At 71.9% G+C, this 24,556-nt stretch carries 23 protein-coding genes; 11 read left to right on the top strand and 12 right to left on the bottom strand.

Annotation, left to right across the window (positions count from 1 at the left end; translation table 11 throughout):
- Positions 1–76 precede the first annotated feature (76 nt).
- Positions 77–577: a GbsR/MarR family transcriptional regulator gene (locus NOSIN_RS12585; RefSeq protein ID WP_077690920.1), complete on the bottom strand. Its 501-nt coding sequence runs from the start codon at positions 575–577 to the stop codon at positions 77–79.
- Between the two features lie 55 nt (positions 578–632).
- Positions 633–1,223 carry a TetR/AcrR family transcriptional regulator gene (locus NOSIN_RS12580; protein WP_077690919.1) on the bottom strand — a complete coding sequence of 197 codons (591 nt, stop codon included), beginning with the start codon at positions 1,221–1,223 and terminating at the stop codon, positions 633–635.
- 80 nt (positions 1,224–1,303) lie between these two features.
- Here NOSIN_RS12580 and NOSIN_RS12575 point away from each other — a divergent pair, with 80 nt between their 5' ends.
- From NOSIN_RS12575 to NOSIN_RS12565, 3 genes are all read left to right on the top strand, one after another.
- Positions 1,304–1,720, top strand: coding sequence for a VOC family protein (locus tag NOSIN_RS12575; RefSeq protein ID WP_077690918.1), 417 nt, complete (start codon positions 1,304–1,306; stop codon positions 1,718–1,720).
- 72 nt (positions 1,721–1,792) lie between these two features.
- On the top strand, positions 1,793–2,548 hold the full coding sequence (locus tag NOSIN_RS28190; protein WP_077693562.1) for an HD domain-containing protein: 756 nt from the start codon (positions 1,793–1,795) through the stop codon (positions 2,546–2,548).
- A 104-nt stretch (positions 2,549–2,652) separates the two neighbouring features.
- Positions 2,653–3,267: a TetR/AcrR family transcriptional regulator gene (locus NOSIN_RS12565; RefSeq protein WP_077693561.1), complete on the top strand. Its 615-nt coding sequence runs from the start codon at positions 2,653–2,655 to the stop codon at positions 3,265–3,267.
- 198 nt (positions 3,268–3,465) lie between these two features.
- On the opposite strand, the gene NOSIN_RS12560 is transcribed toward NOSIN_RS12565, so the two are convergent.
- From NOSIN_RS12560 to NOSIN_RS12545, 4 genes are read right to left on the bottom strand one after another with little or no spacing between them, the layout of a single operon-like run.
- Positions 3,466–4,677, bottom strand: coding sequence for an acyl-CoA dehydrogenase family protein (locus NOSIN_RS12560; protein ID WP_077690917.1), 1,212 nt, complete (start codon positions 4,675–4,677; stop codon positions 3,466–3,468).
- The gene (locus tag NOSIN_RS12555) at positions 4,678–5,706 is read right to left on the bottom strand and encodes a phosphotransferase family protein (RefSeq protein WP_077690916.1); all 1,029 of its coding nucleotides are present in this window, start codon (positions 5,704–5,706) and stop codon (positions 4,678–4,680) included.
- On the bottom strand, positions 5,703–6,479 hold the full coding sequence (locus NOSIN_RS12550) for an SDR family oxidoreductase (protein ID WP_077690915.1): 777 nt from the start codon (positions 6,477–6,479) through the stop codon (positions 5,703–5,705). The genes NOSIN_RS12555 and NOSIN_RS12550 overlap by 4 nt, the downstream gene beginning before the upstream one ends.
- A gap of 1 nt (position 6,480) precedes the next feature.
- Positions 6,481–7,236 (bottom strand): SDR family oxidoreductase, encoded by a 756-nt coding sequence (locus tag NOSIN_RS12545; RefSeq protein WP_077690914.1) that lies wholly within the window; start codon positions 7,234–7,236, stop codon positions 6,481–6,483.
- Between the two features lie 149 nt (positions 7,237–7,385).
- Between NOSIN_RS12545 and NOSIN_RS12540 the strand changes: the two genes are divergently transcribed.
- Positions 7,386–7,679, top strand: a complete 294-nt coding sequence (locus NOSIN_RS12540; RefSeq protein WP_077693560.1) for a GNAT family N-acetyltransferase — start codon at positions 7,386–7,388, stop codon at positions 7,677–7,679.
- Positions 7,680–7,727: 48 nt separating this feature from the next.
- The gene (locus tag NOSIN_RS12535; protein ID WP_077690913.1) at positions 7,728–8,624 is read left to right on the top strand and encodes an LLM class flavin-dependent oxidoreductase; all 897 of its coding nucleotides are present in this window, start codon (positions 7,728–7,730) and stop codon (positions 8,622–8,624) included.
- 62 nt (positions 8,625–8,686) lie between these two features.
- Here NOSIN_RS12535 and NOSIN_RS12530 read toward each other — a convergent pair whose 3' ends face one another.
- The gene (locus NOSIN_RS12530) at positions 8,687–9,643 is read right to left on the bottom strand and encodes a quinone oxidoreductase family protein (protein WP_077690912.1); all 957 of its coding nucleotides are present in this window, start codon (positions 9,641–9,643) and stop codon (positions 8,687–8,689) included.
- Positions 9,644–9,860: 217 nt separating this feature from the next.
- On the opposite strand from NOSIN_RS12530, the gene NOSIN_RS12525 reads away from it, so the two are divergent.
- Positions 9,861–11,366 carry a carboxylesterase/lipase family protein gene (locus NOSIN_RS12525; protein WP_077690911.1) on the top strand — a complete coding sequence of 502 codons (1,506 nt, stop codon included), beginning with the start codon at positions 9,861–9,863 and terminating at the stop codon, positions 11,364–11,366.
- Positions 11,367–11,412: 46 nt separating this feature from the next.
- Here NOSIN_RS12525 and NOSIN_RS12520 read toward each other — a convergent pair whose 3' ends face one another.
- Positions 11,413–11,787: a cupin domain-containing protein gene (locus NOSIN_RS12520; RefSeq protein ID WP_077690910.1), complete on the bottom strand. Its 375-nt coding sequence runs from the start codon at positions 11,785–11,787 to the stop codon at positions 11,413–11,415.
- Between the two features lie 72 nt (positions 11,788–11,859).
- Between NOSIN_RS12520 and NOSIN_RS12515 the strand changes: the two genes are divergently transcribed.
- The 3 genes from NOSIN_RS12515 (at position 11,860) to NOSIN_RS12505 (ending at position 15,866) form a co-directional block, all read left to right on the top strand.
- Positions 11,860–12,327, top strand: a complete 468-nt coding sequence (locus NOSIN_RS12515; RefSeq protein WP_077693559.1) for a MarR family winged helix-turn-helix transcriptional regulator — start codon at positions 11,860–11,862, stop codon at positions 12,325–12,327.
- 199 nt (positions 12,328–12,526) lie between these two features.
- Positions 12,527–13,810: an ATP-grasp domain-containing protein gene (locus NOSIN_RS12510; protein WP_077690909.1), complete on the top strand. Its 1,284-nt coding sequence runs from the start codon at positions 12,527–12,529 to the stop codon at positions 13,808–13,810.
- Between the two features lie 22 nt (positions 13,811–13,832).
- The gene (locus tag NOSIN_RS12505; protein WP_077690908.1) at positions 13,833–15,866 is read left to right on the top strand and encodes a CocE/NonD family hydrolase; all 2,034 of its coding nucleotides are present in this window, start codon (positions 13,833–13,835) and stop codon (positions 15,864–15,866) included.
- 213 nt (positions 15,867–16,079) lie between these two features.
- Here NOSIN_RS12505 and NOSIN_RS12500 read toward each other — a convergent pair whose 3' ends face one another.
- Together NOSIN_RS12500 and NOSIN_RS12495 are read right to left on the bottom strand one after the other, a co-directional pair.
- A complete protein-coding gene (locus NOSIN_RS12500) occupies positions 16,080–18,473 on the bottom strand; it encodes a Tex family protein (protein ID WP_077690907.1) in 2,394 nt (797 codons plus the stop codon).
- A 365-nt stretch (positions 18,474–18,838) separates the two neighbouring features.
- Positions 18,839–19,189 carry a hypothetical protein gene (locus NOSIN_RS12495; protein ID WP_077690906.1) on the bottom strand — a complete coding sequence of 117 codons (351 nt, stop codon included), beginning with the start codon at positions 19,187–19,189 and terminating at the stop codon, positions 18,839–18,841.
- Positions 19,190–19,418: 229 nt separating this feature from the next.
- On the opposite strand from NOSIN_RS12495, the gene NOSIN_RS12490 reads away from it, so the two are divergent.
- The gene (locus NOSIN_RS12490) at positions 19,419–20,720 is read left to right on the top strand and encodes an MFS transporter (protein ID WP_077690905.1); all 1,302 of its coding nucleotides are present in this window, start codon (positions 19,419–19,421) and stop codon (positions 20,718–20,720) included.
- A gap of 146 nt (positions 20,721–20,866) precedes the next feature.
- Here NOSIN_RS12490 and NOSIN_RS12485 read toward each other — a convergent pair whose 3' ends face one another.
- Positions 20,867–22,072, bottom strand: a complete 1,206-nt coding sequence (locus NOSIN_RS12485) for an MFS transporter (protein WP_236743359.1) — start codon at positions 22,070–22,072, stop codon at positions 20,867–20,869.
- Between the two features lie 933 nt (positions 22,073–23,005).
- Between NOSIN_RS12485 and NOSIN_RS12480 the strand changes: the two genes are divergently transcribed.
- Complete coding sequence (locus NOSIN_RS12480) at positions 23,006–23,668, top strand: winged helix-turn-helix domain-containing protein (RefSeq protein WP_077690903.1); 663 nt, start codon at positions 23,006–23,008, stop codon at positions 23,666–23,668.
- Between the two features lie 15 nt (positions 23,669–23,683).
- Here the strand turns inward: NOSIN_RS12480 and NOSIN_RS12475 are convergent, their stop codons facing one another.
- A complete protein-coding gene (locus NOSIN_RS12475) occupies positions 23,684–24,547 on the bottom strand; it encodes a deoxyribonuclease IV (protein WP_077690902.1) in 864 nt (287 codons plus the stop codon).
- Positions 24,548–24,556: the final 9 nt, after the last annotated feature.

Raw genomic sequence — 24,556 nt, 5'->3', positions numbered from 1 at the left:
CATCACCGCCCGCACCACCGGGCACGGAGCCCGTACCGCGCCCCGACCCGCTCCCGGGCGGGGCGCGGTACGTCCGTCAGTCCCGCCGGGCCTTGTACTCCTCCCAGTGGGAGAGCAGGGTGTCGTGGTAGTCGTCCAGCCAGGCCATGTAGTCGTGCATGTTGCGCAGCCGGTTGCGTGCGTGGGTGCTCAGCCCGGGCAGGCGCTCCAACGCCGACGCGGCGAGCTCGCGCTGCCGCTTGAGGTAGGAGCGCTCGTTGCGCAGGAAACCGCCCCAGACGTCCTCGTCCATGGTGACCAGGCGCGAGCGGCCCCCGGGGGACTCGACGAGGTCCACGAACCCCATCTCGCGCAGGCGTCGCACCGACTGCGACACCGATCCCCGGCTGACCCGGGCGCCGTCGGCGATCTCCTCGGCGCCCACCGCCTCGCGGTCGGCGATGAGCAGGTAGCCCACGATGCGCCCCTCGGCCCGGGGCCGGCCCTGCGACTGCCAGTACTCGGAGAACCGTTGGACGAAGTCGTCGCGCTCCAGGTCCTGGTCCCGTCCCCGGTCCGTCTGCGTGCTCTCCGACATGAGGGCCACGATAACGCGTGGAGGCACCGCCCCGGCGGGCCCGGCGGGCCCCGGCTCAGCGCTGGGACTCCAGCATGCGCGACAGCGCCGCCCAGACGTCCTCCAGGTCCGCGGGGCCGTCGGCCTCGGCCAGCCACAGGGCGGCCTCGTTCATCGCCCCCGACAGCAGGTGGGCCAGGGGAGCGATCGGCTGGGGCCGCAGGACGCCCGCCCGGACCAGGTCGGTGAGCGCCTCGGTCAGATGACGGGCCGACGCGGCCTCGTCCAGGGCCCGCCAGGTACTCCAGCCCAGAACGGCGGGTCCGTCCATGAGCATGATCCGCCGCACGTCCGGCGCGGTGCTGGCGGTGAGGAAGGCCCGGCAGCCGGTGGTCAGGCGCTCCCACGGGTCCTGGTGCGCGTCCGCGGCCCGTGCCACGGCGTCGGCGACCTCGGCCTGCACCTCCTCAAGAACCGCGCGGAACAGGTCCGGCTTGCCCTCGAAGTGGTGGTAGAGGGCGCCCTTGGTGACCGCGGAGTCCGCCACGATCCGTGCCAGCCCCACCCCGCCGTACCCGTGTTCGGCGAACAGCCTGCGGGCCTCACGCAGCAGGACCCTCCTGGTGCGCTCCCGCTGTCGGGCACGGGTTCCCGGTTCCGGGGCCATGCAGGACCTCCCCTATTGACATACCGATGGTATGCCAATAGCGTACCTCCACATACCGACGGTACGCGAAAGGCGGAACCATGCGGCTCAACAGCTTCTATCCGGTCCTCGGCACACCCAGCCTCGCCGAGTCCCGGGACTTCTACGTCGGACTGTTCGGCTTCGAGGAGACCTTCGCCGCCGACTGGTACGTGAGTCTGCGCAGGCCCGGACCGCCCGAGTACGAACTGGCCCTGCTCGACCCCGCCCACCCCACCGTCCCCGAGGGCTACGGCAGGCCCGCCCGGGGCCTGCTGCTCAACTTCGAGGTGGAGGACGTGGACGCCGAGTGGGACCGCCTGGTGGTGCACGGCGGGCTGCGCCCCGAACTGGAGATCCGCACCGAGGAGTTCGGGCAGCGGCACTTCATCGTCGCCGACCCCGGCGGCGTCCTGGTCGACGTCATCACGCCCGTCGCGCCCTCGGCCGAGTACGGTGCGCACTTCGTGGAGGGCTGAGGCCGCCCCGGCGGGCCCGGCGGGGCCCCGCGCCCGATACGGTCGGCGTGACGGGGAGGGCGGACGGTGGAGATGACGCTGGAGCAGGCCTCGCGCCTGGCCGGGGAGGCCCACGCCGGACAGGTCGACCGGGCCGGGCGGCCCTACACCGAGCACGTGTTCGCGGTGCGCGACCTGCTCGCCGGGCACGGGGAGCACGCGCGGATGGCGGGGGTGCTGCACGACGTGCTGGAAGACACCCCTCTCACCGCCGGCGACCTGCGCGCGAAGGGCTGCCCGGAGGAGGTCGTGCGCGCGGTGGAGTCGGTGACCCGGCGGGCGGGGGAGCCCTACGAGGAGATGGTGCGCCGAGCCGCCGCCGACCCCCTGGGCAGGCTGGTCAAGCTCGCGGACAACGCCCACAACTCCGACGAGGGACGCCTGGCCGCACTGCCCGGGGAGCTGGCCGGGCGGCTGCGCGCCAAGTACGCGCGCGCCCGGCGGATCCTGGAGGAGGCCGCCGGGGAGGACGGATCTCCCGGGGACCCGCTTCCGCGCGCCACGCTCCTGGTCCTCCACACCGACCGGGTCGAGGAGTGCCGGGCCTTCTACACCCGGCTGGGCCTGCGGTTCGTCCGCGAGCGGCACGGCGACGGACCCGAGCACCACGCGGCCGAGCTGCCCGGCGGCATGGTCTTCGAGATCTACCCGGCCACCGCCGCCCGTGCCACGGGTGCGGTGCGCCTCGGGTTCGCCGTGGACGGGCGCCGGGCCCTGCCGCGCCTGGAGCCGGGACACCGAGTCCTCACCGACCCCGACGGACGCAAGGTCGATCTCAGGGTGGTCTGACCGCCGGAGGACGGGCAGGGGCGCCGTTCGCGAGTGCGCAAGGTACCAGCCGGTCGGTATGCTGTCCCGGCGGGTCAACGACGGGGTACGAGGTGGGACAGGACATGGCGCGAGTACAACAGGCGGTCGACACCGAGGCGGCGCGCGGAACCGTCCCCGAGCGCCTGCTCGGGGCGGCGACCAGGCTGTTCGCCGAGCGCGGCTACGAGGGCACCTCCGTGCAGGAGGTCGTCGCCGCCGCGGGGGTCACCAAGGGTGCCATGTACCACTACTTCGGCTCCAAGGACGACCTGCTCTACGAGATCTACGCGCGGGTGCTGCGCATGCAGACCGAGCACCTGGTGCGGATCGCCTCCCGGGACGCCTCGGTGGTCGACCGCGTGCGCGCCGCCGCGGCCGACGTCATCGTCACGAGCATCGCCAACATGGACGACAGCGTCATCTTCTTCCGCTCCATGCACCAGTTGAGCGAGGAGAAGCAGCGCGCCGTACGCGCCGAGCGGCGCCGCTACCACGAGACCTTCCGCGACATGGTCGTCCAGGGACAGGGGGAGGGGGTCTTCCGCGCAGACGTCCCCGCCGACCTGGTGGTCAACTACTTCTTCGGCTCGGTGCACCACCTGAGCACCTGGTACCGCGCGGGCGGCCCGCTCACCGGCGAGGACGTGGGCCGCCACTTCGCCGAACTGCTCGTGGCCGGACTGCGCCCCGGGGCCTGAGGAGGCATGGGAGGGGCCGGGGACACGGAGTCCCCGGCCCCTCCCGCGTACGCGGGACCCGTGTGAGCGGTGCCTGCCCGGCCCCTGGGGGCGGCTCCCGCCGACGGGGTTCCCGCCCACGGGGTGTCCGAACGAGGAGGGGCTCCGCGCCGCGGGCGCCTGCGCGCGGGCGGAGCGGAGCCCGGAAGAAGCGAGGACCTACCGGTACTTGCGCAGCTCGGCCCGGCCCAGCGAGCGCAGGTGCACCTCGTCGGGTCCGTCGGCCAGCCGCAGCGACCGCACGCCCGCCAGCCATCCGGCCAGCGGCAGGTCCTGGCTGACCCCGGCGGCGCCGTGCGCCTGGATGGCCTTGTCCAGGATCCACTCCACCGTGCGCGGGGTGGCGATCTTGATCGCCTGGATCTCGGTGTGCGCGCCCTTGTTGCCCACCGTGTCCATCAGGTAGGCGGTCTTGAGCACCAGCAGCCGCAGTTGCTCGATGGCCACGCGGGCCTCGGCGATCCACTCGCGCACCACGCCCTGCTCGGCCAGCGGCCGACCGAAGGCCACCCGGTCCAGCACCCGGCGGCAGGTCAGCTCCAGGGCCCGCTCGGCCATGCCGATACCGCGCATGCAGTGGTGGATGCGGCCCGGACCCAGCCTGGCCTGGGCGACGGCGAAGCCCTCGCCCTCGCCGCCGACGAGGTTCTCCGCGGGCACCCGCACGTCCTCGAACACCACCTCGGCGTGGCCGCCGTGGTCGCTGTCGTCGTAGCCGTACACCTGCATGCCGCGCCGTACCGTCAGTCCGGGGGTGTCGCGCGGCACCAGCACCATGCTCTGCTGCTTGTGCCGCTCGGCGTCGGGGTCGGTCTTGCCCATCACGATGAAGACGGCGCACTCGGGGTTGAGCGCTCCGGTGATGTACCACTTGCGCCCGTTGACCACGTACTCGTCGCCGTCACGAACGATGCTGGTGGTGATGTTGGTGGCGTCGGAGGAGGCCACCTCGGGCTCGGTCATGGCGAAGGCCGAGCGGATCTCGGCGTTCAGCAGCGGCTTCAGCCAGCGCTCGCGCTGCTCGGGGGTGCCGAACATCGTCAGCACCTCCATGTTCCCGGTGTCGGGCGCGGCGCAGTTGAGCGCGATCGGGGCCAGACGGGGGCTGCGCCCGGTGATCTCCGCCAGCGGCGCGTACCGCAGGTTGGGCAGGCCGCCGTGCTCGGGGTGGCCCGCCAGGAACAGGTTCCACAGGCCGCGCTCGCGGGCCTCGGCCTGAAGCTCGCGCACCACCGGCGCGGTCGACCAGTGGTCGTCGCGCCCGGCCAGCTGTTCCGCCAGTACCGCCTCGGCCGGGTAGACGTGCTCGTCCATGAAGGCCAGCAGCCGCTCGCGCAGCTCCTCGGTCTCCTTGTCGTGGGCGAAGTCCATTCAGTCCTCCTTGAGCATGGTGTGCGCGCGCTCCACCAGCGGGGCGACCATCTCGCCGACCCGGTCGAAGCCCGCCCCGACGGTCAGCCCCTGGCTGTGCCGGAAGTGGATGCCCTCGGCGATCACCGCGAGCTTGAAGCAGCCCAGGGCCACGTACCAGCCGAGGCGGGACACGTCACGGCCGGTCGCTGCGGCGTACATGCCCACCAGCTCCTCCGGGGAGGGATAGCCCTCGGCGGAGGTGGCGGGCGCCTCGCCCGAGCCCACGGGCTGGTTCTGGTAGACGAGCATCAGGCCCAGGTCCACGAGCGGGTCGCCGAGCGTGGCCATCTCCCAGTCCAGGACCGCGTTGATGCGTCCCTCCGGGGTGACCAGCGCGTTGTCCAGCCGGTAGTCGCCGTGCACGATCGCGGGCGCCGACTGCTCGGGCAGCGTGGCGGCGAGCTTCTCGTGCAGTGCGTCGATACCGGGGATGTCCCGGCTGCGGGAGGCGTTGAGCTGCTTGCCCCAGCGGCGTACCTGGCGCTCCAGGAAGCCCTCCGGGCGGCCGAACTCGCCCAGCCCGACCTCCTCGGGCACCACCGCGTGCAGGTCGCCCAGGGTGGTGATCAGCGACTCGGCCACCCCGCGGACGGCCTCGGGGCCCAGCGGGGCGATCTCGTCGCGGGTGCGGAAGGGCGTGCCCTCCACGTACTCCATGACGTAGAACGGCGCGCCCAGCACCTCGGTGTCCTCGCACAGCACGTAGGTGCGGGGGACGGGCACGGCGGTGTCGCGCAGCGCGCTCATCACCCGGTACTCGCGGGGCATGTCGTGCGCGGTCGCCAGCACGTGGCCCAGCGGCGGACGGCGCACCACCCAGTTGCCGGTGCCGTCGGTGACCACGTAGGTCAGGTTGGACTTGCCGCCCGCGACCACGCGGCCCTTCAGCGGCCCCGAGACCAGGCCGGGCACGGCCTCGTCCAGGTACGCGCGCAGGCGCTCCAGGTCCAGGCCCGGGAGTTCCCCGTCGGAACGTGGCTCGCTCACGCGTCCCCCTCGAAGACCTTGGCCTGCAGGCGGCGCATACCCGCCAGCCAGCGGTCGGTGTCGGTGGCCCGGGCCGCGTAGTAGTCGGCGACCTGCGGGTGCGGCAGGATCAGGAAGCGCTCGTCGGCCAGGCCGACCATCACCGCGTCGGCGACCTCCTCGGGGGTGATCGCCTCCGGCGCCAGGATGGCCTGCCCGGTGTCGCCGCTGCTCTCCAGCAGGTTGGTGCGCACGCCCAGCGGACAGATGCACTGCACGGTGATCCCGCGGTCCCCGTAGGTGGCCGCCATCCACTCGCTGAAGGACAGCGCCGCGTGCTTGGTCACCGAGTACGGCGCGCTGCCCAGCATCGTGAGCAGGCCCGCCGCCGACGCGGTGGTCAGGAAGCGGCCGTGGCCGCGCTCCAGCCAGCCCGGCACCAGCTCACGCGCGGCGCGCACGTGCGCCATCACGTTGACCTGCCAGGCCAGGTCCCAGTCGGCCTCCGGCGCCTCGGGGCCGCCGCCCACGCCCACGCCCGCGTTGGCCACGTACAGGTCGATGCCGCCCAGGTGGGCCCCGGCCTCGGCCACGAGCGCGGTGACGCCCTCCTCGCCGGCGGCGTCGCCGGGAACGGCCACCCCGCCGATCTCGGCGGCCACGGCCTCGGCGGCTCCCGCGTCGAGGTCGTTGACCACGACGCGCGCCCCGGCTCCGGCCAGCCTGCGCGCGAGCGCGGCGCCGATTCCGTTGCCCGCGCCGGTGACGACGGCTCCGGTGTCGGTCAGGTCCATGTCACACGCCTCCGGTCAGGGTGATGCCGCCGTCCAGGACGAGCGTGCGGCCGGTGACCCACGCGGCGTCGTCGGAGAGCAGGAAGGAGACCGCCCCCGCGACGTCCTCGGGCACGCCCAGTCGGCCCAGGGGGTACTGGGCGGCGACCTTCTCCTCGCGGCCCTCGTAGAGCGCCGCGGCGAACCTGGTCTTGACCACGGCCGGGGCGACGCCGTTCACGCGGATCCCCGGCCCCAGCTCGACGGCCAGCTCCTCGGTGATGTGGATGAGCATCGCCTTGGTGGCGCCGTAGAAGCCGATGCCGGGGGAGGGCTTGGTCCCGGCCACGGAGGAGACGTTGACGACCGCGCCGCCGTGCTCGGCCATCCAGGCGTGGTAGGCCTTCTGCGTCCACGAGATCGCGGACAGGGCGTTGACCTCGAAGATCTTGCGGGCCGCGTCCAGGTCCAGGTCGACCATCCGTCCGTAGACCGGGTTGATGCCGGTGTTGTTGACGAACATGTCGACGCTGCCGAAGGCCTCCAGGGTGGCGGCGATCGCAGCGTCCTGGTGCTCGGGGTCGTCGGCCCGTCCGGGGACGCCGATGGCGTGCTCGGGGCCGCCCAGGGCCTTCACGGCCTCCTCCAGGGGCTCGGGCTTGCGCGCGGTGACGCACACGCGCGCGCCCTCGTCGACGAGCCTCTGGGCGATGGCCAGGCCGATGCCCCGGCTCGCACCGGTGACGATGGCGGTCCGGCCGCCGAACCGGGAAGTCATTCTGTTCTCCTTAAACCGACTGGTCGGTATGCATGGCGACCCTATGTCCCGGAAGGTGCGTGCCGCAAGGGGGACGGGGCGCGCCGAGGCGCGACAATGGTGGTGCGGGCCAACGCCGTCCTACCACGGACCGACGAGTGAGGGTGGACATGACAGCCGAAGTGGTCGACGCACGGGACCGGAGACGCTACGAGATCAGGGACGAGGGGGAGGTGGCCGGATTCGCCGACTACATCGTCACCGGGGAGCTCATCACCTTCACCCACACCGAGATCGACCCGGCCCACGAGGGGCGGGGCCTGGGCGGGACGCTGGTCCGCGGGGCCCTGGACGACGCCCGGTCACGGGGCCTGGCGGTGCTCCCGCTGTGCCCCTTCGTCAAGGGCTGGATCCAGCGCCACCCCGACTACTCCGACCTGGTCTACCGCGCCCCCGAGGAGTAGGCCGGCCGGCGGACCGGGACCGAGCGGGACCGGGAGAGGAGAGAGCGGTTGGGTACCGACTACGGGCGCCGGGTGGGCTTCGGGGTCTTCGCCTCACCGGAGGCCGACTCCCTGCGGGACCTGTGGGCGCTGCTGCCCGTGGCCGAGCACGGCGGCCTGGAGTTCGTCGGCGTCCAGGACCATCCCTACCAGCGCCGGCACCTGGACACCTGGAGCCTGATGGCCACGGCCCTGGCCCGCACCGAGCGGCTGCGGTTCTTCCCCGACGTGGCCAACCTGCCCCTGCGCTCACCGGCGATCATCGCCAAGTCCGCGGCCAGCCTGGACGTACTGTCCGGCGGGCGCTTCGAACTGGGCCTGGGCGCCGGGGCCTTCTGGGAGGCCGTGGTCGCCATGGGCGGTGAGCGGCGCGGCCCGCGCGAGGCCGCCGACGCCCTCGTCGAGGCGGTGGAGGTGATCCGGCTGCTGTGGTCGGACCAGCGCTCCGTGCGCTTCGAGGGCGGGCACTACCGCTTGGCGGGGGTCAGGCCGGGACCGGCCCCCGCGCACGACATCGGGATCTGGCTCGGCGTGTACGGTCCCCGGCTGCTGCGCGCCCTGGGACGGATCGCCGACGGCTGGGTCCCCTCCAGCGGCTACACCGAACCCGCCGGGCTCCACGACATGCACGCCCGGATCGACGCGGGTGCGGCCGAGGCCGGCCGCGACCCCGCGTCGATCCGCCGCGTGTACAACGTGATGGGCGCCATCACCGACGGCGCCTCCACCGGCTTCCTGCGGGGGCCCGCCGAGCAGTGGGTGGAGCAGTTGACCGAACTGGTGCTGGAGTACGGGATGGACACCTTCGTGTTCGGCCCCGCCGAGAACCCGGTCCGGCAGGTGGAGCGGTTCGCCGCCGAGGTGGTGCCCGCGGTCCGCGAGGCGGTACACCGCGAACGGGGCTGAACCCACCGAACCGGACATATACGGATCTACGCCGTCAAGGTGGCGCTTGTTCAACTAGCGGATCAAGCGGTGGGATCGAGGGTCAGCTTGCCGATGGTCCCGCGCGAACGCAGCGCCTCGTGTGCCCGGGCGGCCTCCGAGAGGGGGTAGGACCCGCCCAGGACCGTCCGGAGGTGCCCCTCGGCCACCAGGGTGAACAGCTCGGCCATCGCCCGGCCCATCACGTTGCCCGGCAGCATCCACACGTGCGGCAGCCACATGCCGCCCACCGTGGTGGAGAAGCGCATGAGGTTGGGAAGCTGCACCGGACTGGGCGCCTCGCGCGAGGCCATCCCGTAGAAGGCCAGACGGCCGAAGGGGGCCAGGGCCCGAACGCTCTGGTCGGTGACCCGGCCGCCGACCATGTCCAGGACGGCGTCCACGCGCTGGCCGCCGTTGGCCTCGACCAGGGCCTCGGTCATGTCGGGTGCGGAGGAGTCCACGACGGCGTCCGCGCCCAGCTCCAGGGCCAGCGCGCGCTTCTCCTCACTGCTGGCCACGGCGATGACCCTTCCGGCGCCGAACCGCTTGGCCAGTTGGACGGCGAGGGTGCCCACACCGCCGCCCGCCGCGTGCACCACGACCGACTCGCCCGGATCCATCCGCACGGACTTGCGCAGCAGCACCCAGGCGGTGGCCCCCTGCACCACCAGGGCGAGGGCGTCCTCGTCCGAGACCCCGTCTGGGATGTCGAAGCACATGTCGGGGGTGGCGGTGGCCTTCTCGGCGTAGCCGCCGCTGGTGGCCAGGGCGACGACGCGGCGGCCGTCGGAGGTGCGCCCGGCGATCTCCATGCCGGGGACCAGGGGCAGGGAGGCGGGGGACAGGTAGCTGTTCTCGGCCTGGTGCGTGTCGGCGAAGTTGATGCCGGCGCGGGTGACGTCGACGAGGACCTCGCCGGGTCCCGGCTCGGGGTCGGGCAGCTCGGTGGGGGTGAGGACCTCTGGTCCACCGAACTCGGTGATCTGGATGGCGCGCATGGCGACCCTTCGTTCGTACGTTCAAACCGACCGGATGGTATGTTACCGGTCGGAAACCAGTGGAGCGGGTAGCCGCTCCGCGGGGGCGTCGGGACGTACTCCGCCGCGCCGGGGAGCGGTCGGCGGTTTCCGGCGCGGGAGAGGGATCCCGGGGTCTTGCGCCTGTTTACCTAACGTTGTTAGGTGGGGGTGTCGTGAACCGATCGGGAGGACGCACGTGGACGCCGAGCGCACAGTGAAGACAACGGCCGGACGGGTCCGGGGCATCGCCTCGCCACGCTCGGAGAGCGGCGAGACCACCGTCTACCGGGGCATTCCCTACGCCGCCGCCCCCTTCGGCGAGCACCGCTTCGCCGCCCCCGCGCCCGCCTCCGACTGGGACGGCGTCCGCGACTGCACCTCCTTCGGCCCCCCGCCCCCGCAGGGCGCCCAGCTCCTCGGCGCGGCGCCCTGGGGCCCGGAGACGTCCCTGGACTGCCTGTCCCTCAACGTGTGGACCGCCGCACGCGAGGGCGACCGGGCACCCGTGCTCGTGTGGATCCACGGCGGCGCCTACATCGTCGGGGCCGCCTCCGAGCTCACCTACGACGGCACCAGGCTCGCCGAGAGCGGCCTCGTCGTGGTCGGGATCAACTACCGGCTGGGCTTCGAGGGATTCGGCCACGTGCCCGGCCGCCCCGACAACCGCGGCCTGCTCGACCAGGCAGCCGCCCTGCGGTGGGTGCGGGAGAACGTCGCGGCCTTCGGCGGGGACCCCGACAACGTGACGGTGGCGGGGGAGTCCGCCGGTGCCGGGTCGGTGGTGTCCCTGATGGCCTCCCCGAACGCCCGGGGGCTCTTCCGGAGGGCGATCGCGCACAGTGTTCCCGGCGACATGCTCACCGTGGACACCGCGCGGTTCGTCTCCGGGCGGATCGCCGAGGCCGCCGGGGTCCCGCTGGAGGCCGGGGCGCTGGCCGCACTGCCGCCGGAGAAGCTGCTGGAGGCCACCGACCTCGTGCTGGCCCACTCCCCGTCGAAGAAGTCCGGGGGAGTGCGCACCCAGCCCTTCACCTGCTTCGCGCCCGTGGTCGGCGGACCCGAGCTGCCCGAGGCCCCGCTGGAGGCGGTGGCGCGCGGCGCCGCCTCCGAGGTGGACCTGCTCACCGGCCACAACGCCCACGAGTACCGGCTGTTCACCGAGCTGGGGCAGAGCGTGGAGATCGACGGCGAGTCCGACCTGGCGGTGACCGCCTCCCGGCTCGGGCTGGGCGGGGACGCGGTGGCCGCCTACCGCGAGGTGCACCCGGGGGCCACCCTGCGCGAGCTGTACGCCGCGATCCAGGGCGACGCCCTGTTCGCCGAGTACACCGCGCGCTTCGCCGAGGCCCACGCCGCGGCCGGGGGGCGGGCCCACTTCTTCCGGCTGGCCGCGGAGAGCCCCGCCGTGCAGGGGCGGCTGGGTTCGTGCCACGCCTTCGACCTGCCGTTCGCGTTCGGCAACCTGGACACCGACTTCGGGAGGTTCCTGCTCGACGGGGAGCCGGGCGAGGCGCACCGGGCGCTGTCGGACCGCATGGTCGCGGCCTGGCGTGACTTCGCCGCCACCGGCGACCCGGGATGGCCCGCCGTGAGCGCCGACGCCACCGCGGTCAAGGTGTGGAACACCGAGGACCTGCTGCACGACAGCGACCCCTCGCCCGTGCGCGCCCTGTGGTCCGGTGTGGCCATCGTCCCCAGGTAGGCGCGCGGCCCTCCGGCCGGCCGGTCCGCGGCCGGGGAGCCGGGCCTCACTCGGCCCAGGGGAGGGGGACCGAGCCCTCCCGCTCCGCGACGGAGGCCCGGCCGCCGGGGACCATGCACACCAGCGCCTCGCCGGGGCCGTCCCCGGTGCGCACCTGGCGGACGGCCCCGGCGGGGATCACGGCGGCCTGTCCGGGGGCCATGCCGGAGTCCTCGCCGTCGACGCTGACCCGGAACCGTCCGGAGACGGGCATCCACACCTGGTCCCGGTCGACCACGTGCTCGGGGGAGGCCGAGCCGGGTTCCATCCGCACCCGCCAGGTGCTCAGCTCGTGGCTGCCCCGGCTGGGGCCGGCCAGCGCGGACATGGTCCCGGCGGGCGTCGTGGTGGTGCGGGCCCCGGTCTCGTCGATGATCCTCATGCGACCTCCTGAGTAAACTGGCTTTACTCGGTGAGTAAAGCTTCTTTACTCACATGTGTCAAGATGGGTGCCATGAACGACCCGTTGGAGCGCACCGAACTCACCTTCCTCCTGGGCATGGCCTTCCAACTGGTGCTGGGCGAGTTCGTGCGCGGAGTGGACGCCGAGGGATACCGGGAACTCCGGCCGGTCCACGGATTCGCCTTCCAGGTACTCCGGCACGGTGGCGCGACCAGCACCGAGCTGGCCGACCGCCTGGGCGTCACCAAACAGGCCGCCGGGCAGATCGTCGCCTACCTGGAGGAGCGCGGATACGTGCGGCGCGTCGAGCACGCCGGGGGCGGACGGCGCCGCCTGGTCGTCCTCACGGACAAGGCGCACGAACACCTCTCCGTCGCGGGCCGCGTCCTGCACGAGTTGGAGGAGCGGATCGGCGAGCGCCTCGGCGCGGACGGGCTCACCCGCATGCGCGCCGAACTCGCCGAACTCGTCCGCGGACTGGCGGGAAACGAGCTGCCCCCGCTGCGCCCCGTCTGGTGAGGCGGTGCCGGGAAGCCGTCCCGCACCGAGCCGACGGCCCCGCCGGCCCGGCGGCGGTAAAGGTTCGGGAAAACCCCCCGGCCCGGCCGGATCCGGCGGAGAGGACGGGCATCCTCACAGGTAGGAGGGCCGGTGCCGGCTTCCGGGGTACGGGGCGGTCATCGGCGCGCACCGCCCCGCGCCCCGCTGGAGGTGCGCGATGGTCACGAACGTCTTCGTTCCGGGACTCGACGACCAGAACCGGGAGGTCCTGCTCTCACTGCCCGCCGACCGCGGCTACCGCTTCCTCCAACTGCTCGACCTCGACGAGATCGGCCAGGAACGGGAGGTGGACATGCCCGGACTGCTCGCCCTGGCGGCCGAGAGGCTGGACTCCTTCGAGGGCACGGTCGACGCGGTCATCGGGTTCTGGGACTTCCCGGTCAGTTCGCTGGTGCCGCTGCTCTGCCGGGAACGGGGGCTGCCGTGCGCGCCCCTGGAGGCCGTGGTCCGGTGCGAGCACAAGTACTGGAGCCGTCTGGAGCAGCGCGCCGTCATCCCCGAGGCGGTTCCCCGGTTCGCCGCGTTCGGCCTCGACGCCACGGACAAACCGGAGGGGCTGTCCTACCCGCTGTGGGTCAAGCCGGTGAAGTCCTTCTCCTCCGAACTGGCCTTCCGGGTCACCGACGACGCGGAGTTCCGCGAGGCGATGGACAGGATCAGGGCGGGCGCCGGACGCCTCGGCGCGCCCTTCCAGTGGGTGATGGACCGGGTGCGGCCGCCTCCGGAGGTCGCCGAGTGCGGGGGCACGGCCGCACTGGCCGAGGAGGAGGCCACGGGCGACCAGCTCACCGTCGAGGGCTACGTCCGGGGCGGCGTCCCCCACGTCTACGGGATCGTCGACTCCCACCGATATCCGGGCACGTCGAGCTTCCTGCGCTATGAGTACCCGTCGACGGTGTCCGCGTCGGTCGGCGAGCGCCTGACCGAACTCACCGAGCGCGTGGTCTCCCGGGTCGGCCTGGACGACGTCACCTTCAACATCGAGTACTTCCACGATCCGCGGAGCGGCGACATCCGCCTCCTGGAGATCAATCCGCGCCACTCCCAGTCGCACGCCAGGCTGTTCGAACTCGTGCGGGGGGTGTCCAACCACGAGGTCTGCCTGAGGGTCGCCCTGGGACAGGAGCCCGACCTGGAACGCGGCGGACGGTACCCGGTGGCCGCCAAGTGGTTCCTGCGCCGCTTCCGCGACGGCTTCGTCGCGGCGGTGCCCTCCGAGGAGGACGTGGCCCGAGCGGAGGAGACGGCGCCGGGCACGAAGGTGGAGGTCGTCGTGCGTCGGGGCCAGCGGCTCTCCGACCTCCCGTTCCAGGACAGCTACAGCTTCGAGCTGGCCCGCGTGTTCGTGGGCGCGGAGGACACCGCGCAGTGCGAGCGCAGGTACGGGGAGTGCGTGGGGAAACTGCCCTTCACGATCCGGGAGACCGACGAAGAGGCCTGAGCACGGAGAGGACCCGGTGACGATGAGAACCGTCAGCGAGCTGCCGAACGACGTCCGTGAGGATGAGTACGTCCAGATCCCGCTCGGCGACGGCGTCCGGCTCGCCGCGCGGATCTGGCGCCCGGTGGGGAGCGAGGAGGCCCCGGTACCGGCGGTCCTGGAGTTCATCCCGTACCGCAGGCGCGACCTGACGGCGCAGCGCGATTCGATACACCATCCCTACATGGCCGGACACGGGTACGCGTGCGCCCGCGTGGACCTGCGCGGCAGCGGCGACTCCGAGGGGGTGCTCACCGACGAGTACCTGGAACGCGAGCTCCTGGACGCCGAGGAGGTGCTCGCGTGGCTCGCCGACCAGCCCTGGTGCGACGGCCGCACCGGCATGATGGGCATCTCCTGGGGCGGGTTCAACGCCCTGCAGGTCGCCGCGCGGCGGCCCGGGAGCCTGCGCGCGATCATGACGGCCTGCTCCACCGACGACCGGTACTCCGACGACGTGCACTTCATGGGCGGGTGCCTGCTGGGGGACAACCTGTCCTGGGCCTCCACGATGTTCGCCTACAACTCCTGCCCGCCCGATCCGGCCCTGGTCGGTGGGCGGTGGCGGAGGATGTGGCACGAGCGGCTGGAGCACAGCGGCCTGTGGCTCGACACCTGGCTGCGGCACCAGCACCGGGACGGGTACTGGAGGCACGGTTCGGTGATCGAGGACCTGGGTGCGATCCAGGTGCCCGTCATGGCCGTCAGCGGTTGGGCCGACGGCTACTCCAACTCGGTCTTCCGGCTGCTGGCGGGGCTGGGGGTTCCCTGTCTCGGGCTGCTGGGGCCCTGGTCGCACAAGTACCCGCACCTGGGCCAGCCCGGCCCCGCCGTCGGCTTCCTCCAGGAGCTGGTGCGCTGGTGGGACCGCTGGCTCAAGGACATCGACAACGACGTGATGGAGGCACCCGCCCTGCGGGCCTGGATGCAGGAGAGCGTGGCTCCCTCCACCGCCTACGAGGACCGGCCGGGGCGCTGGGTCGGTGAGCGGGAGTGGCCGTCACCGAACGTGGTGTTCGAGTCGCGCTCGCTGGGGTCCGGGCGGGTGCTCGGAGAGGGGGAGCCGGAGAGGAGGGAGGACGCCCTGACCCTGTCCTCCCCGCTGTCCACCGGACAGCACGCGGGCAAGTGGTGCTCCTACAACGCTCCTCCGGACCTGCCCTACGACCAGCGCGAGGACGACGGCGGCTCCATCGTCTTCGACAGCGTGCCGCTCCCCGAGCGGGTGGAGATCCTCGGCTCCGCGGTGGTCGACCTCGAACTCGCCGTGGACCGGCCCGACGCGATGGTCGCGGTGCGGCTGTGCGACGTCACGCCCAAGGGACAGGCCACGCGTGTGACCTACGGGCTGTTGAACCTCACCCACGCCGGCGGCCACGAGAGGCCGGAGAAGCTGGTGCCCGGGCGCAGGTACCGTGTCTCGGTCCCCCTCAACGGTGTGGCGCAGGCGTTCCCGCCCGGACACCGGGTGAGGATCTCGGTCTCCACCTCCTACTGGCCGCTCGTGTGGCCCTCGCCCGAGCCGGTGACCCTCTCCGTGTTCCAGGGGGAGCACACCCGTGTACACCTTCCGGTGCGCCCCGTCGAAAGCGGGGACGACGGGCGCGGTGTGGCGCCCTTCGGTGAGCCCGAGGGCACCGCCCCCGTCACGACGAGCCGGATCGGGCAGGGCGAGGAGCGGTGGGACCTGGCCCAGAACCTCGTGAACTACGAGGCCTCGCTGAACGTGGTCAAGGACCTGGGGACGGTGTGCTTCGACGACATCGGGCTGGAGGTGACCCGGCGCGCCGACGAGTACTACGGCCGGGTCGGCGACGACTACGACTCGGTCCGGGGCGAGACGGCGTGGACGATGGGCTTCGCCCGCGGCGACTGGTCCGTGCGGACCGAGACCCGTACGACGCTCACGTCCACGGCGACCGACTTCCACCTGCACGCGACGCTCGACGCCTACGAGGGTACGAGGCGTGTGGCCACGAAGATCTACACCTCGGTGATCCCGAGGGACCGAGTCTGAGCCCGGCGGAGACCGGAGGAGCCCGGCGGAGGACCACCGGTACCCGGGACCGGGCATCTCGGAGGGAGCGGCGGCGCGAGCCGCCGGTGAGACGACGGGCGCACCGGGTCCCGGCTGCGGCGGGGCGGACGGTACCGCTCTCCCACACCGTCCGGCGGGGGAGCGGGGCCCCGGTCGCGACACGCGTCCGGGGCCCCGGGTAAGGCGCGGGGCCTACTTGCCCAGGCCCGCGCGGCGCAACGCCTCGGCCATGGCGCCCGACGGTGCCGCATCGCCTTGGCCGCCGCGTCCGCCGCCGCCCCTGCGGCCGTTGCCACTGCCACTGCCGTTGCCGCGACGGCGGTCGCCGCCACCGCCACCGCGGTTGCCGCGCTCCCCGCGACCGCCCCGGCCACCGCCGGAGGGAGCCTCGTCGTCCAGGCGCATGGTCAGCGAGATGCGCTTGCGCGGGATGTCGACGTCCTGGACCTTGACCCTGACGATGTCGCCCGGCTTGACCACCTCGCGCGGGTCCTCCACGAACTTGTGCGAGAGCGCCGAGACGTGGACCAGGCCGTCCTGGTGCACACCCACGTCCACGAACGCGCCGAAGGCCGCCACGTTGGTGACCACGCCCTCCAGGATCATGCCCTGGTCCAGGTCCTCCAGCTTCTCCACACCCTCCTTGAAGGTGGCGGTGGTGAAGGCCGGGCGCGGGTCTCGGCCGGGCTTGTCCAGCTCGGCGAGGATGTCGTTGACCGTCGGCAGGCCGAACGTGTCGTCCACGAAGTCCTCGGGGCGCACCCGCGAGAGCACGTCCTTGTCGCCGATGAGCGAGGGAAGGTCGGTCCCCACCCGGTCCAGGATGCGCCGCACCACGGGATAGGCCTCCGGGTGCACCGCCGAGGCGTCCAGCGGGTCGTCGCCGCCGGGCACGCGCAGGAAGCCCGCGCACTGCTCGAAGGCCTTGGGGCCCAGACGCGGCACCGAGCGCAGCTCCTTGCGGGTGCGGAACGGGCCGTTGGCGTCGCGGTGCGCGACGATGTTGCGCGCCAGGGTGGAGGTCACGCCCGAGACCCGGGTCAGCAGCGGCACCGACGCGGTGTTGACGTCCACTCCCACGCCGTTCACGCAGTCCTCGACGACGGCGTCCAGCGAGCGCGACAGCTTCGCCTCGGCCAGGTCGTGCTGGTACTGGCCCACGCCGATCGACTTGGGGTCGATCTTGACCAGCTCGGCCAGCGGGTCCTGAAGGCGGCGGGCGATGGAGGCGGCGCCGCGCAGCGACACGTCCAGGTCCGGCAGCTCCTCGGAGGCGTAGGCCGAGGCCGAGTACACCGACGCGCCCGCCTCCGACACCATCACCTTGGTGAGCTTGAGCTCGGGACGGCGTTGGATCAGGTCGGCGGCGAGCTTGTCCGTCTCGCGGGAGGCGGTGCCGTTGCCGATGGCGACCAGTTCCACGGAGTGGGCGGCGCACAGCCGGGCCAGGCTGTCGATGGAGCCGTCCCAGTCGCGCCGGGGCACGTGCGGGTAGATCGTGTCGGTGGCCACGACCTTGCCGGTGGCGTCGGTGACCGCGACCTTGACCCCGGTGCGCAGCCCCGGGTCCAGGCCGAGGGTGGCGCGGCTCCCGGCGGGCGCGGCCAGCAGCAGGTCGCGCAGGTTGGCGGCGAACACGTTCACGCCGTCGTCCTCGGCCCGCTGCCACAGCCGCATGCGCACGTCGATGTCCAGCCGCACCAGGATGCGGGTGCGCCAGGCCCAGCGCACGGTGTCCTGGATCCAGCGGTCGGCGGGCCGGCCGCGGTCCACGATCCCGAAGTGGTGGGCGATGGCGTTCTCGTAGGTGCTGCGGGGCGTGGTGCCGTCGGGGTTCTGGGCGGGGGGCTCCTCCGGCTCCAGGGTGAGGGTGAGGACCTCCTCCTTCTCGCCCCGGTACATGGCCAGGACGCGGTGGGAGGGGACGCGGGTGAGGGCCTCGGAGAAGTCGAAGTAGTCGGCGAACTTGGCGCCGGCCTCCTCCTTGCCCTCGCGGACGGCCGAGACCAGGCGGCCCTTCTCCCACAGGCGCTCGCGCAGGAGGCCGGTGAGGTCGGCGTCCTCGGCGAAGCGCTCCACCAGGATGGCGCGGGCCCCGTCCAGGGCGGCCTTGGTGTCGGCCACGTCCTTGGAGGGGTCGACGTAGGCGGCAGCGGTCTCCTGCGGGTCCAGGGCGGGGTCGGCCAGCAGCGCCTCGGCCAGCGGTTCGAGGCCGGCCTCGCGTGCGATCTGGGCCTTGGTGCGCCGCTTGGGCTTGTAGGGGAGGTAGATGTCCTCCAGGCGGGCCTTGGAGTCGGCCGCGTTGACGCGGGCTTCCAACTCCTCGTCCAGCTTGCCCTGGGAGCGGATCGACTCCAGGATCGCGGTGCGGCGTTCGGCCAGTTCCCGCAGGTAGCGCAGGCGCTCCTCCAGGGCGCGTAGCTGGATGTCGTCCAGCGCGCCGGTGGCCTCCTTGCGGTAGCGGGCGATGAAGGGCACGGTCGATCCGCTGTCGAGGAGCTCGATCGTCGCGGTGACCTGGTGTGCGCCCACGCCGAGTTCCTCGGCGATGCGCTGGTCGATCGTGGGTGTCGCAGGGGTCGTCACTGGTTCAACGTCCACTCTCTGGCTGTTCGGTGCGGGGACATTCTGGTGCCGGGGGAGGACATTGTCATCCCGGCGGGCCCCGTGTCCCAGGTTCCCGCACCGCGGTGTCGGCCGTGCACGGGCCCGCGGTGCCCGCGGATCCGGGGCCCGGACGGGTGGTTTGGCAAAGGCGGCGGGTGCGGCGCCGCCGTGCGGGGGGCGGGGTTTTGCGGTCGCCGGGGCGAAGGGCCGGGGCGGGCGCCGCCCCGGATCCCGTCCTCGGGCTTCCCATCCCGGGAAAGCGGAAGGGGCCGGTCGGCGGTAGCCCCTGTGGACGACCGCGTGGCGGCCCCTCGCCCGCGCGACGGAAGGTGACGGGTCCCGGGTCAGCCGTCGGTCTCGTTCAGGTAGTCGGGGGCGTAGTACTCGTCGATGGGAAGCGGGCCCCGGTAGCCCTGGCACATGCACTGGCGGTAGGTGGAGCTGGACTGCCCGGTCCAGCGGCCGGGGATGACCACCTGGGTCTGGCACCTCTTGGTCTGCTGGTCGTGGAAGACCAGGTGGTGGCCGCATCCGCAGAGCGGCTGGGGGCTCTGCCGGCCGCCCAGAGCCCTGGACTGTTCCTGTCTGCGCTGCTGTTCGAGGGCCTCCCGTGCCTGGCGCTTGGTCACCAGGCGGCCGAACAGGAACCCGCCGAGCGCGATCGTGGCTCCCAGGACCATGGAGACCGGATCCATCCGACGACACCTCATTCCTTGATCCGCGACCCGCCCCGGAGCCCGGGGCTTGCCCCCATTGTCGCCCATGGCGGGCTTTCGGGCCCGGGGCGGTCGAAGGCGGGCACTTCACCACGCCGGGTCGCGGACCTGCTCCTCCGGGTCATGAGAAGAAAGTTTTGCACGAATCCCTTTGCAAAGAAATCTTTGGAATACGGTGGTGCCATCTTCCCGACCCCAGGAGGCAGAGATGGCGAACGAACCCCCCGCCGCCACGCCACCGCGCAGCGAGCGCCTCGGCAGGACCTTCCACCGCTTCTGGGCGGCCGGAACCCTCACCAACCTCGGCGACGGCATGCTCGCCACCGCGCTGCCGCTGATCGCCGCCACCCTGACCCACGACCCGCTCGCCGTCTCCGGCCTGATGGTGGCCCGTTTCCTGCCCTGGCTGCTCGTCGCCCCCTTCACCGGCGTGCTGCTCGACCGGGTCGACCGCCTCCGTGCCATGGCGGTCTCCAGCACGGTCGCCGCGGTCGCCGTCGCCGCCCTGGCCGTGGTGATCGCCACCGGCCAGGTCACGATGTGGGCCATGTACGCGACGCTGTTCGTGGTGATCTGCTGTGAGACGGTCACCGATCCGGTCACCCGGATCACCGTCTCCCGCATCGTGCCGGGCCGCCTGCTGGACCGGGCCAACAGCAGGATGGAGGGCGGCCGCCTGGTCGCCCAGGACTGTGTGGCCACTCCCGTCGCCGGTGTGCTCTTCGCCGTCGCCGCGGTCCTGCCCGTGGCCGGGACGGCGGTGTCCTACGGCCTGTGCGCCGTGCTCGTGGTGACCGTCGCCCTCATGCTGCGACGCGTTCCCGGGGCCGCCGGGGCCACGGAGAGCGGTGAGGGAACGGAGTCAGGCCAGGGTGTACTGCGCTCGATGCGGGAGGGCTTCGCCTACGTCTTCGGTCGGCCGCTGACGCGGGGCCTGGCCTTCAACAACGCCGCGTGCATGATCGGCCTCCAGATGTCCACCTCCGTGCTCGTCCTCTACGCCCAGGACGTGCTGGGCGTTCCCGCGGCCCTGTACGGGCTCTTCCTGGCGTCGATCGCGATCGGGGGCGTCCTGGGGACGGTGCTGGTCTCACGGGCCGTCACGGGCCTCGGCCGCAGGGCGGTCATGATGGGCGGCTACCTGGGGATGGGGCTGTGCCTGCTGGCGGTCGGCCTGGTGTCCAACGCCTGGTTCGCCGCCCTCGCCTGGACGCTGCTGGGCCTGTGCATGACGATGAGCAACGTCGCCGGCTCCCTGTTCTTCCAGGCCGTGATCCCCTCCCGTGTGCGCGGCCGGGCGGCCGCCGCCTTCCGCATGGTCGGTTGGGGTCTGTCACCGGTCGGCGCGCTGCTGGGCGGCCTGCTGGGCCGGATCGACCTCGCCCTGCCCTTCCTGGCCGGCGGGCTGGTCATGGTGGTCACGCCCCTGGTCTTTCGCCGGGCCGTCGCCGAGTGCGCCCGGCTGTCCGACGAGGCCACCGTGGAGCTGGCCGCCGACCAGGACCGCTGACCCCCTCCCGCCGCGTTCTGGACGGTCAGCGGTCATCCGGTCTGACCCGGCGACAGAGCCTCGACCAGGTCCGGGACAGACAGCCTGTCCGGGGCCGGTAGTGCGATGGTCGGCTCAGAGGCCGAGTAACGCATACAACGGTTTCCTCACCGAGGCACGACAGGGCTTCCTCTGTCCCCGAGGGCGGTGATCCGCCGAGTGGACCCCGCCGCGAGGAAGGCCAGCAAAAGCGCAGCACAGACAACCAGTATTGCCTGCTGGATGCCGTAGAGCCCCCCGAGCAACCCCAGCAACGGCGGGCCGCCCAGGAAGGCCGCATAGCCCAACGAGCTGACTACGGATACCCTCGCCGCGGCTCTTGCGGGATCGTCTGCCGCGGCGGCGATGCCGACCGGGAATCCCATCGCGGCACCCAAGCCCCACAGAACCGCTCCCACGAGAGCCCATGCAACCGCGTCGCCGAAAGCCGTGACGAGTACACCGCCAAGGGCCATCGCGGCCGAGATGCGAAGGACGTTGGCGCGGCCGACGCGGGCAACGAGAGCACCTCCGGTGAGACGCCCCGCCGTCATCGCCGCCACGAAGGCGGCGAACGCCAGAGCCCCCGTGTGCTCGGCGGTGCCATAACCATCGACCAGGACATACGCGATCCACTCGTTGGCCGTGCCCTCGGCGAAGGCGAACCCCAGGACGCATATTCCGACAAGAAGGGTTCGCCGCTCACGCCAGGAGGTGAGCATTATGCTTCCGGGGGTGCGCGTGGCGTCGTCTGTTCCGCGCGTATCCGCGCCTTGTGTAAGGCGACTGAGCAGAAGAGCCATCAGTGCCAGCAGGCCTGCTATGCCCAGGTTCTGACTCGTCAGGGGCACCGACATGCTCGCCAGGAGTGCTCCGATAAGAGCCCCGACCACGGTTCCCAGGCTGAGTGTGGCATGAAGCCGCGGTAACAGGTTATCGCTGCCGATGAGATGTGCTATGCGTGAGCCGACAACGTTCATGCTGACTTCCCACAGCCCCATTCCCAGTCCGATGAAGAAGAGTGCGGCCGCCGCGACGGGCCAGGAGGCGGTTCGCAGGCCGAAGGCGAGCAGCAACAGTCCTGTTGCCGCAAGAGAGGTACCGGCGGTGACTCCTCGGCTCCCACCGACACGTTGGACCAGGAGGCCTGCGGTGGGGAGCCCGGACACGGCCCCGGCAGACAGCCACAACAGAAGTAGCCCGAGCTCTGCCGTAGACAGGCTCAGCTCCTCTCCCAGGGCTGGCACGCGACTCACAAGCGCTGCGTACATTACTCCGTTCGCCGCGAAAGCTCCATGGACAGCCGCCTTGCTGCTTACAGTCGTGCTGGGCATCGCGGTCTCTCATGTATGGTCACGATGGCGCAGATTGATTGGAGCTATGTACTTCCGTCGCAGAACGAGAGAAATGCATGACATATTTCCTTTGTCGCGCACCCGGGAGCCCAGCGTAAGATCATCGCCACACCGGTGCAACACCTGAACGACGCAGGTCTTCCTCCGTCCCGCCGGGGCACACCGGAAGCGACCGTGTGGTATGCGGTGATCAGCCGGTTCATCCAACGGTGGCCGGACCCGGCCACCGCTTCCACGGATTGACGCCACCCCGGGGCTCCCAAATCCTGTAGCGATCCTCCTCACCCCCGTGGTCTAGTCACGATTTACTCGGCGCCTGGATGACGTGCTCCTTTCTGATGCCCCATCTTCCGGTAAGGACCGTTGGAATACTTCTCGAACAGACACACCGCCCGAATGGCGAAGTCCCGTGCTGCCCCGAGTGCGGGGCCTTGTTGCGTCAGTGGCGTATTATGACTGGCCTTGGTGTTCCCCGGGGCCGCTGCATTCCACGGACGCGGTATCCGAACCAGATCCTCCGAGCAAGGTCGAACGTCCCGCGTGCTTCACGGCGCCTGCGCCGGCACGGGCGGCGGAAACGCCGCACCGGTTCCAGCAGTCCGGGGCAGGGGGCAGGTCCACGGGGTGGCCGCTCGGTCGGTCCAGCACGCCGCACACGGAGCCGGTGATGCTCGCCTGGTCGGCTCCGTGGCGGGCAGCGCTGCCACGTGCACGGACGCCGCCTCACGGAAGGGCATGTACACGGAGCGTGGGACGACACCGTTGACCGCTGGGCCGTCCTGGAGCCGGTTTCGGTGACCAGGTGCCATCTCAGATGTCCACGGCCATGGACGGAGTGCGCCCATGGCCGTTGCGCAAAGAAGACTTTGCAGAGGACTGTTTGCAGGGGGGTTTCCGCAGTACGTTGGGGTCATGACCGATGATGACCCCGACATCCCCTCCGACCCCCATGAACAGATGCAGGTCGACGCCCAGGCACTGCGGGGCCTGGCCCACCCCCTGCGCGCCCGCCTGCTGGACGAGCTCCGGCTCAACGGCCCGGCCACCGCCACCATCCTGGGCCGGCGTCTGGGGGAGAGCAGCGGCGCCACCAGTTACCACCTGCGCCAACTGTCGCGGTACGGCTTCATCGACAACGAACCCGGGCGCACGGGCGGACGCGAGCGCTGGTGGCGAATGCGGCCCGGCGGCTGGAGTATGTCGGGGCACGAGTTCCTCAGCAACCCGCAGACCCGGGTCGCCGCCCAAGCCGTCCTCGGCCGTCTCTACCAGCAGAAGCAGGAAAGGTTCGCGGACTGGACCACACTGGTTCGTGACAGCCCGGACCTGCCTGCGGTACGCCGCTGGAAGGACGCCGCCAACGACTCCATGAGCCACGCCCGGATGACCCCGGAGGAGGCGGCGGAGTTCGCCGACGCGCTCAACGACTTCCTCGGCTCCTGGGGGAAACGCTTCCAGGGGCGGACCTCCGAGAGCCACCCCGACACCGACGTCGTCCAGGTGGACACCGCCCTCTTCCCGATCCTGCCCGAGGCCGAGGGCCGGTCGGGAGAGGACGCCGCCGAGGAGGACTGACCGCTCCGGCGGTGGTCAGGCCCCGCGCAGCTTCTTCAGCGTGGCCACGTCGGCGGAGTGCGGACCGGCCGGGCCGGGGGTCTCCAGGACGAGCGGCACCCCGGCGCTCACCGGGTGCCGGAACAGTTCCCCGAACGGCTCCGCGCCGATGTGGCCGGCGCCGATGTTCTCGTGCCGGTCCTTGCAGCTGCCGCACTCGGCCTTGGAGTCGTTGCAGTGCACGACCTTCAGCCGGTCGGCGCCGACGACCTCGTCGAAGCGGTCCAGGGCCGTGCGCATGCCCTCCGCCGTGGAGATGTCGTGTCCGGCGGCGAACATGTGCGCGGTGTCCAGGCACACGCCCACGCGGGGGTGCCACTCCAGCACCTCCAGATAGGCGGCCAGGTCGTCGATGGTCGCGCACAGGACCTGGCCCTGTCCGGCCATCGGCTCCAGCAGCACAGGCGGGACGTCCTCGCCCAGTTCCTCCAGCAGCGGCATCAGCCGCTCGCGGGTGCGTGCGAGCCCCGTCTCCCGTCCGCCCGAGACGGCCGAACCGGTGTGCACCACCACGCCCAGCGCGCCGATCTCGGCCGAGCGGCGCAGCGCGTGCTCCAGCGAGCGCACCGACTTCTCCGCCGTCTCCTCGCTGGGGGTGCCCAGGTTGATCAGGTAGGGGGAGTGCACGAACACGGGCAGGTCGGTGCGCTCGCGCATCAGCGCGTCCTGCCGGGGATCGCCCCCGTTGGTCGCCCACCCGCGCGGGTTGGACACGAACACCTGGACGGTCTCGGCGCCGATCTCCTCGGCGTAGGCCAGGCCCTTGGTGGCCATGCCGCCCGCGACCGGGACGTGCGCGCCGACCGGGGACGGGGGGCGCTGCTGCTCACTGTTCTTCATCGCCAAAAG

It is taken from the genome of Nocardiopsis sinuspersici, from assembly GCF_001998325.1.
Taxonomy (GTDB): Bacteria; Actinomycetota; Actinomycetes; order Streptosporangiales; family Streptosporangiaceae; genus Nocardiopsis; species Nocardiopsis sinuspersici.
Note: the sequence above shows the minus strand (reverse complement) of the source record. Positions and strands in the feature narration are given on the sequence as shown.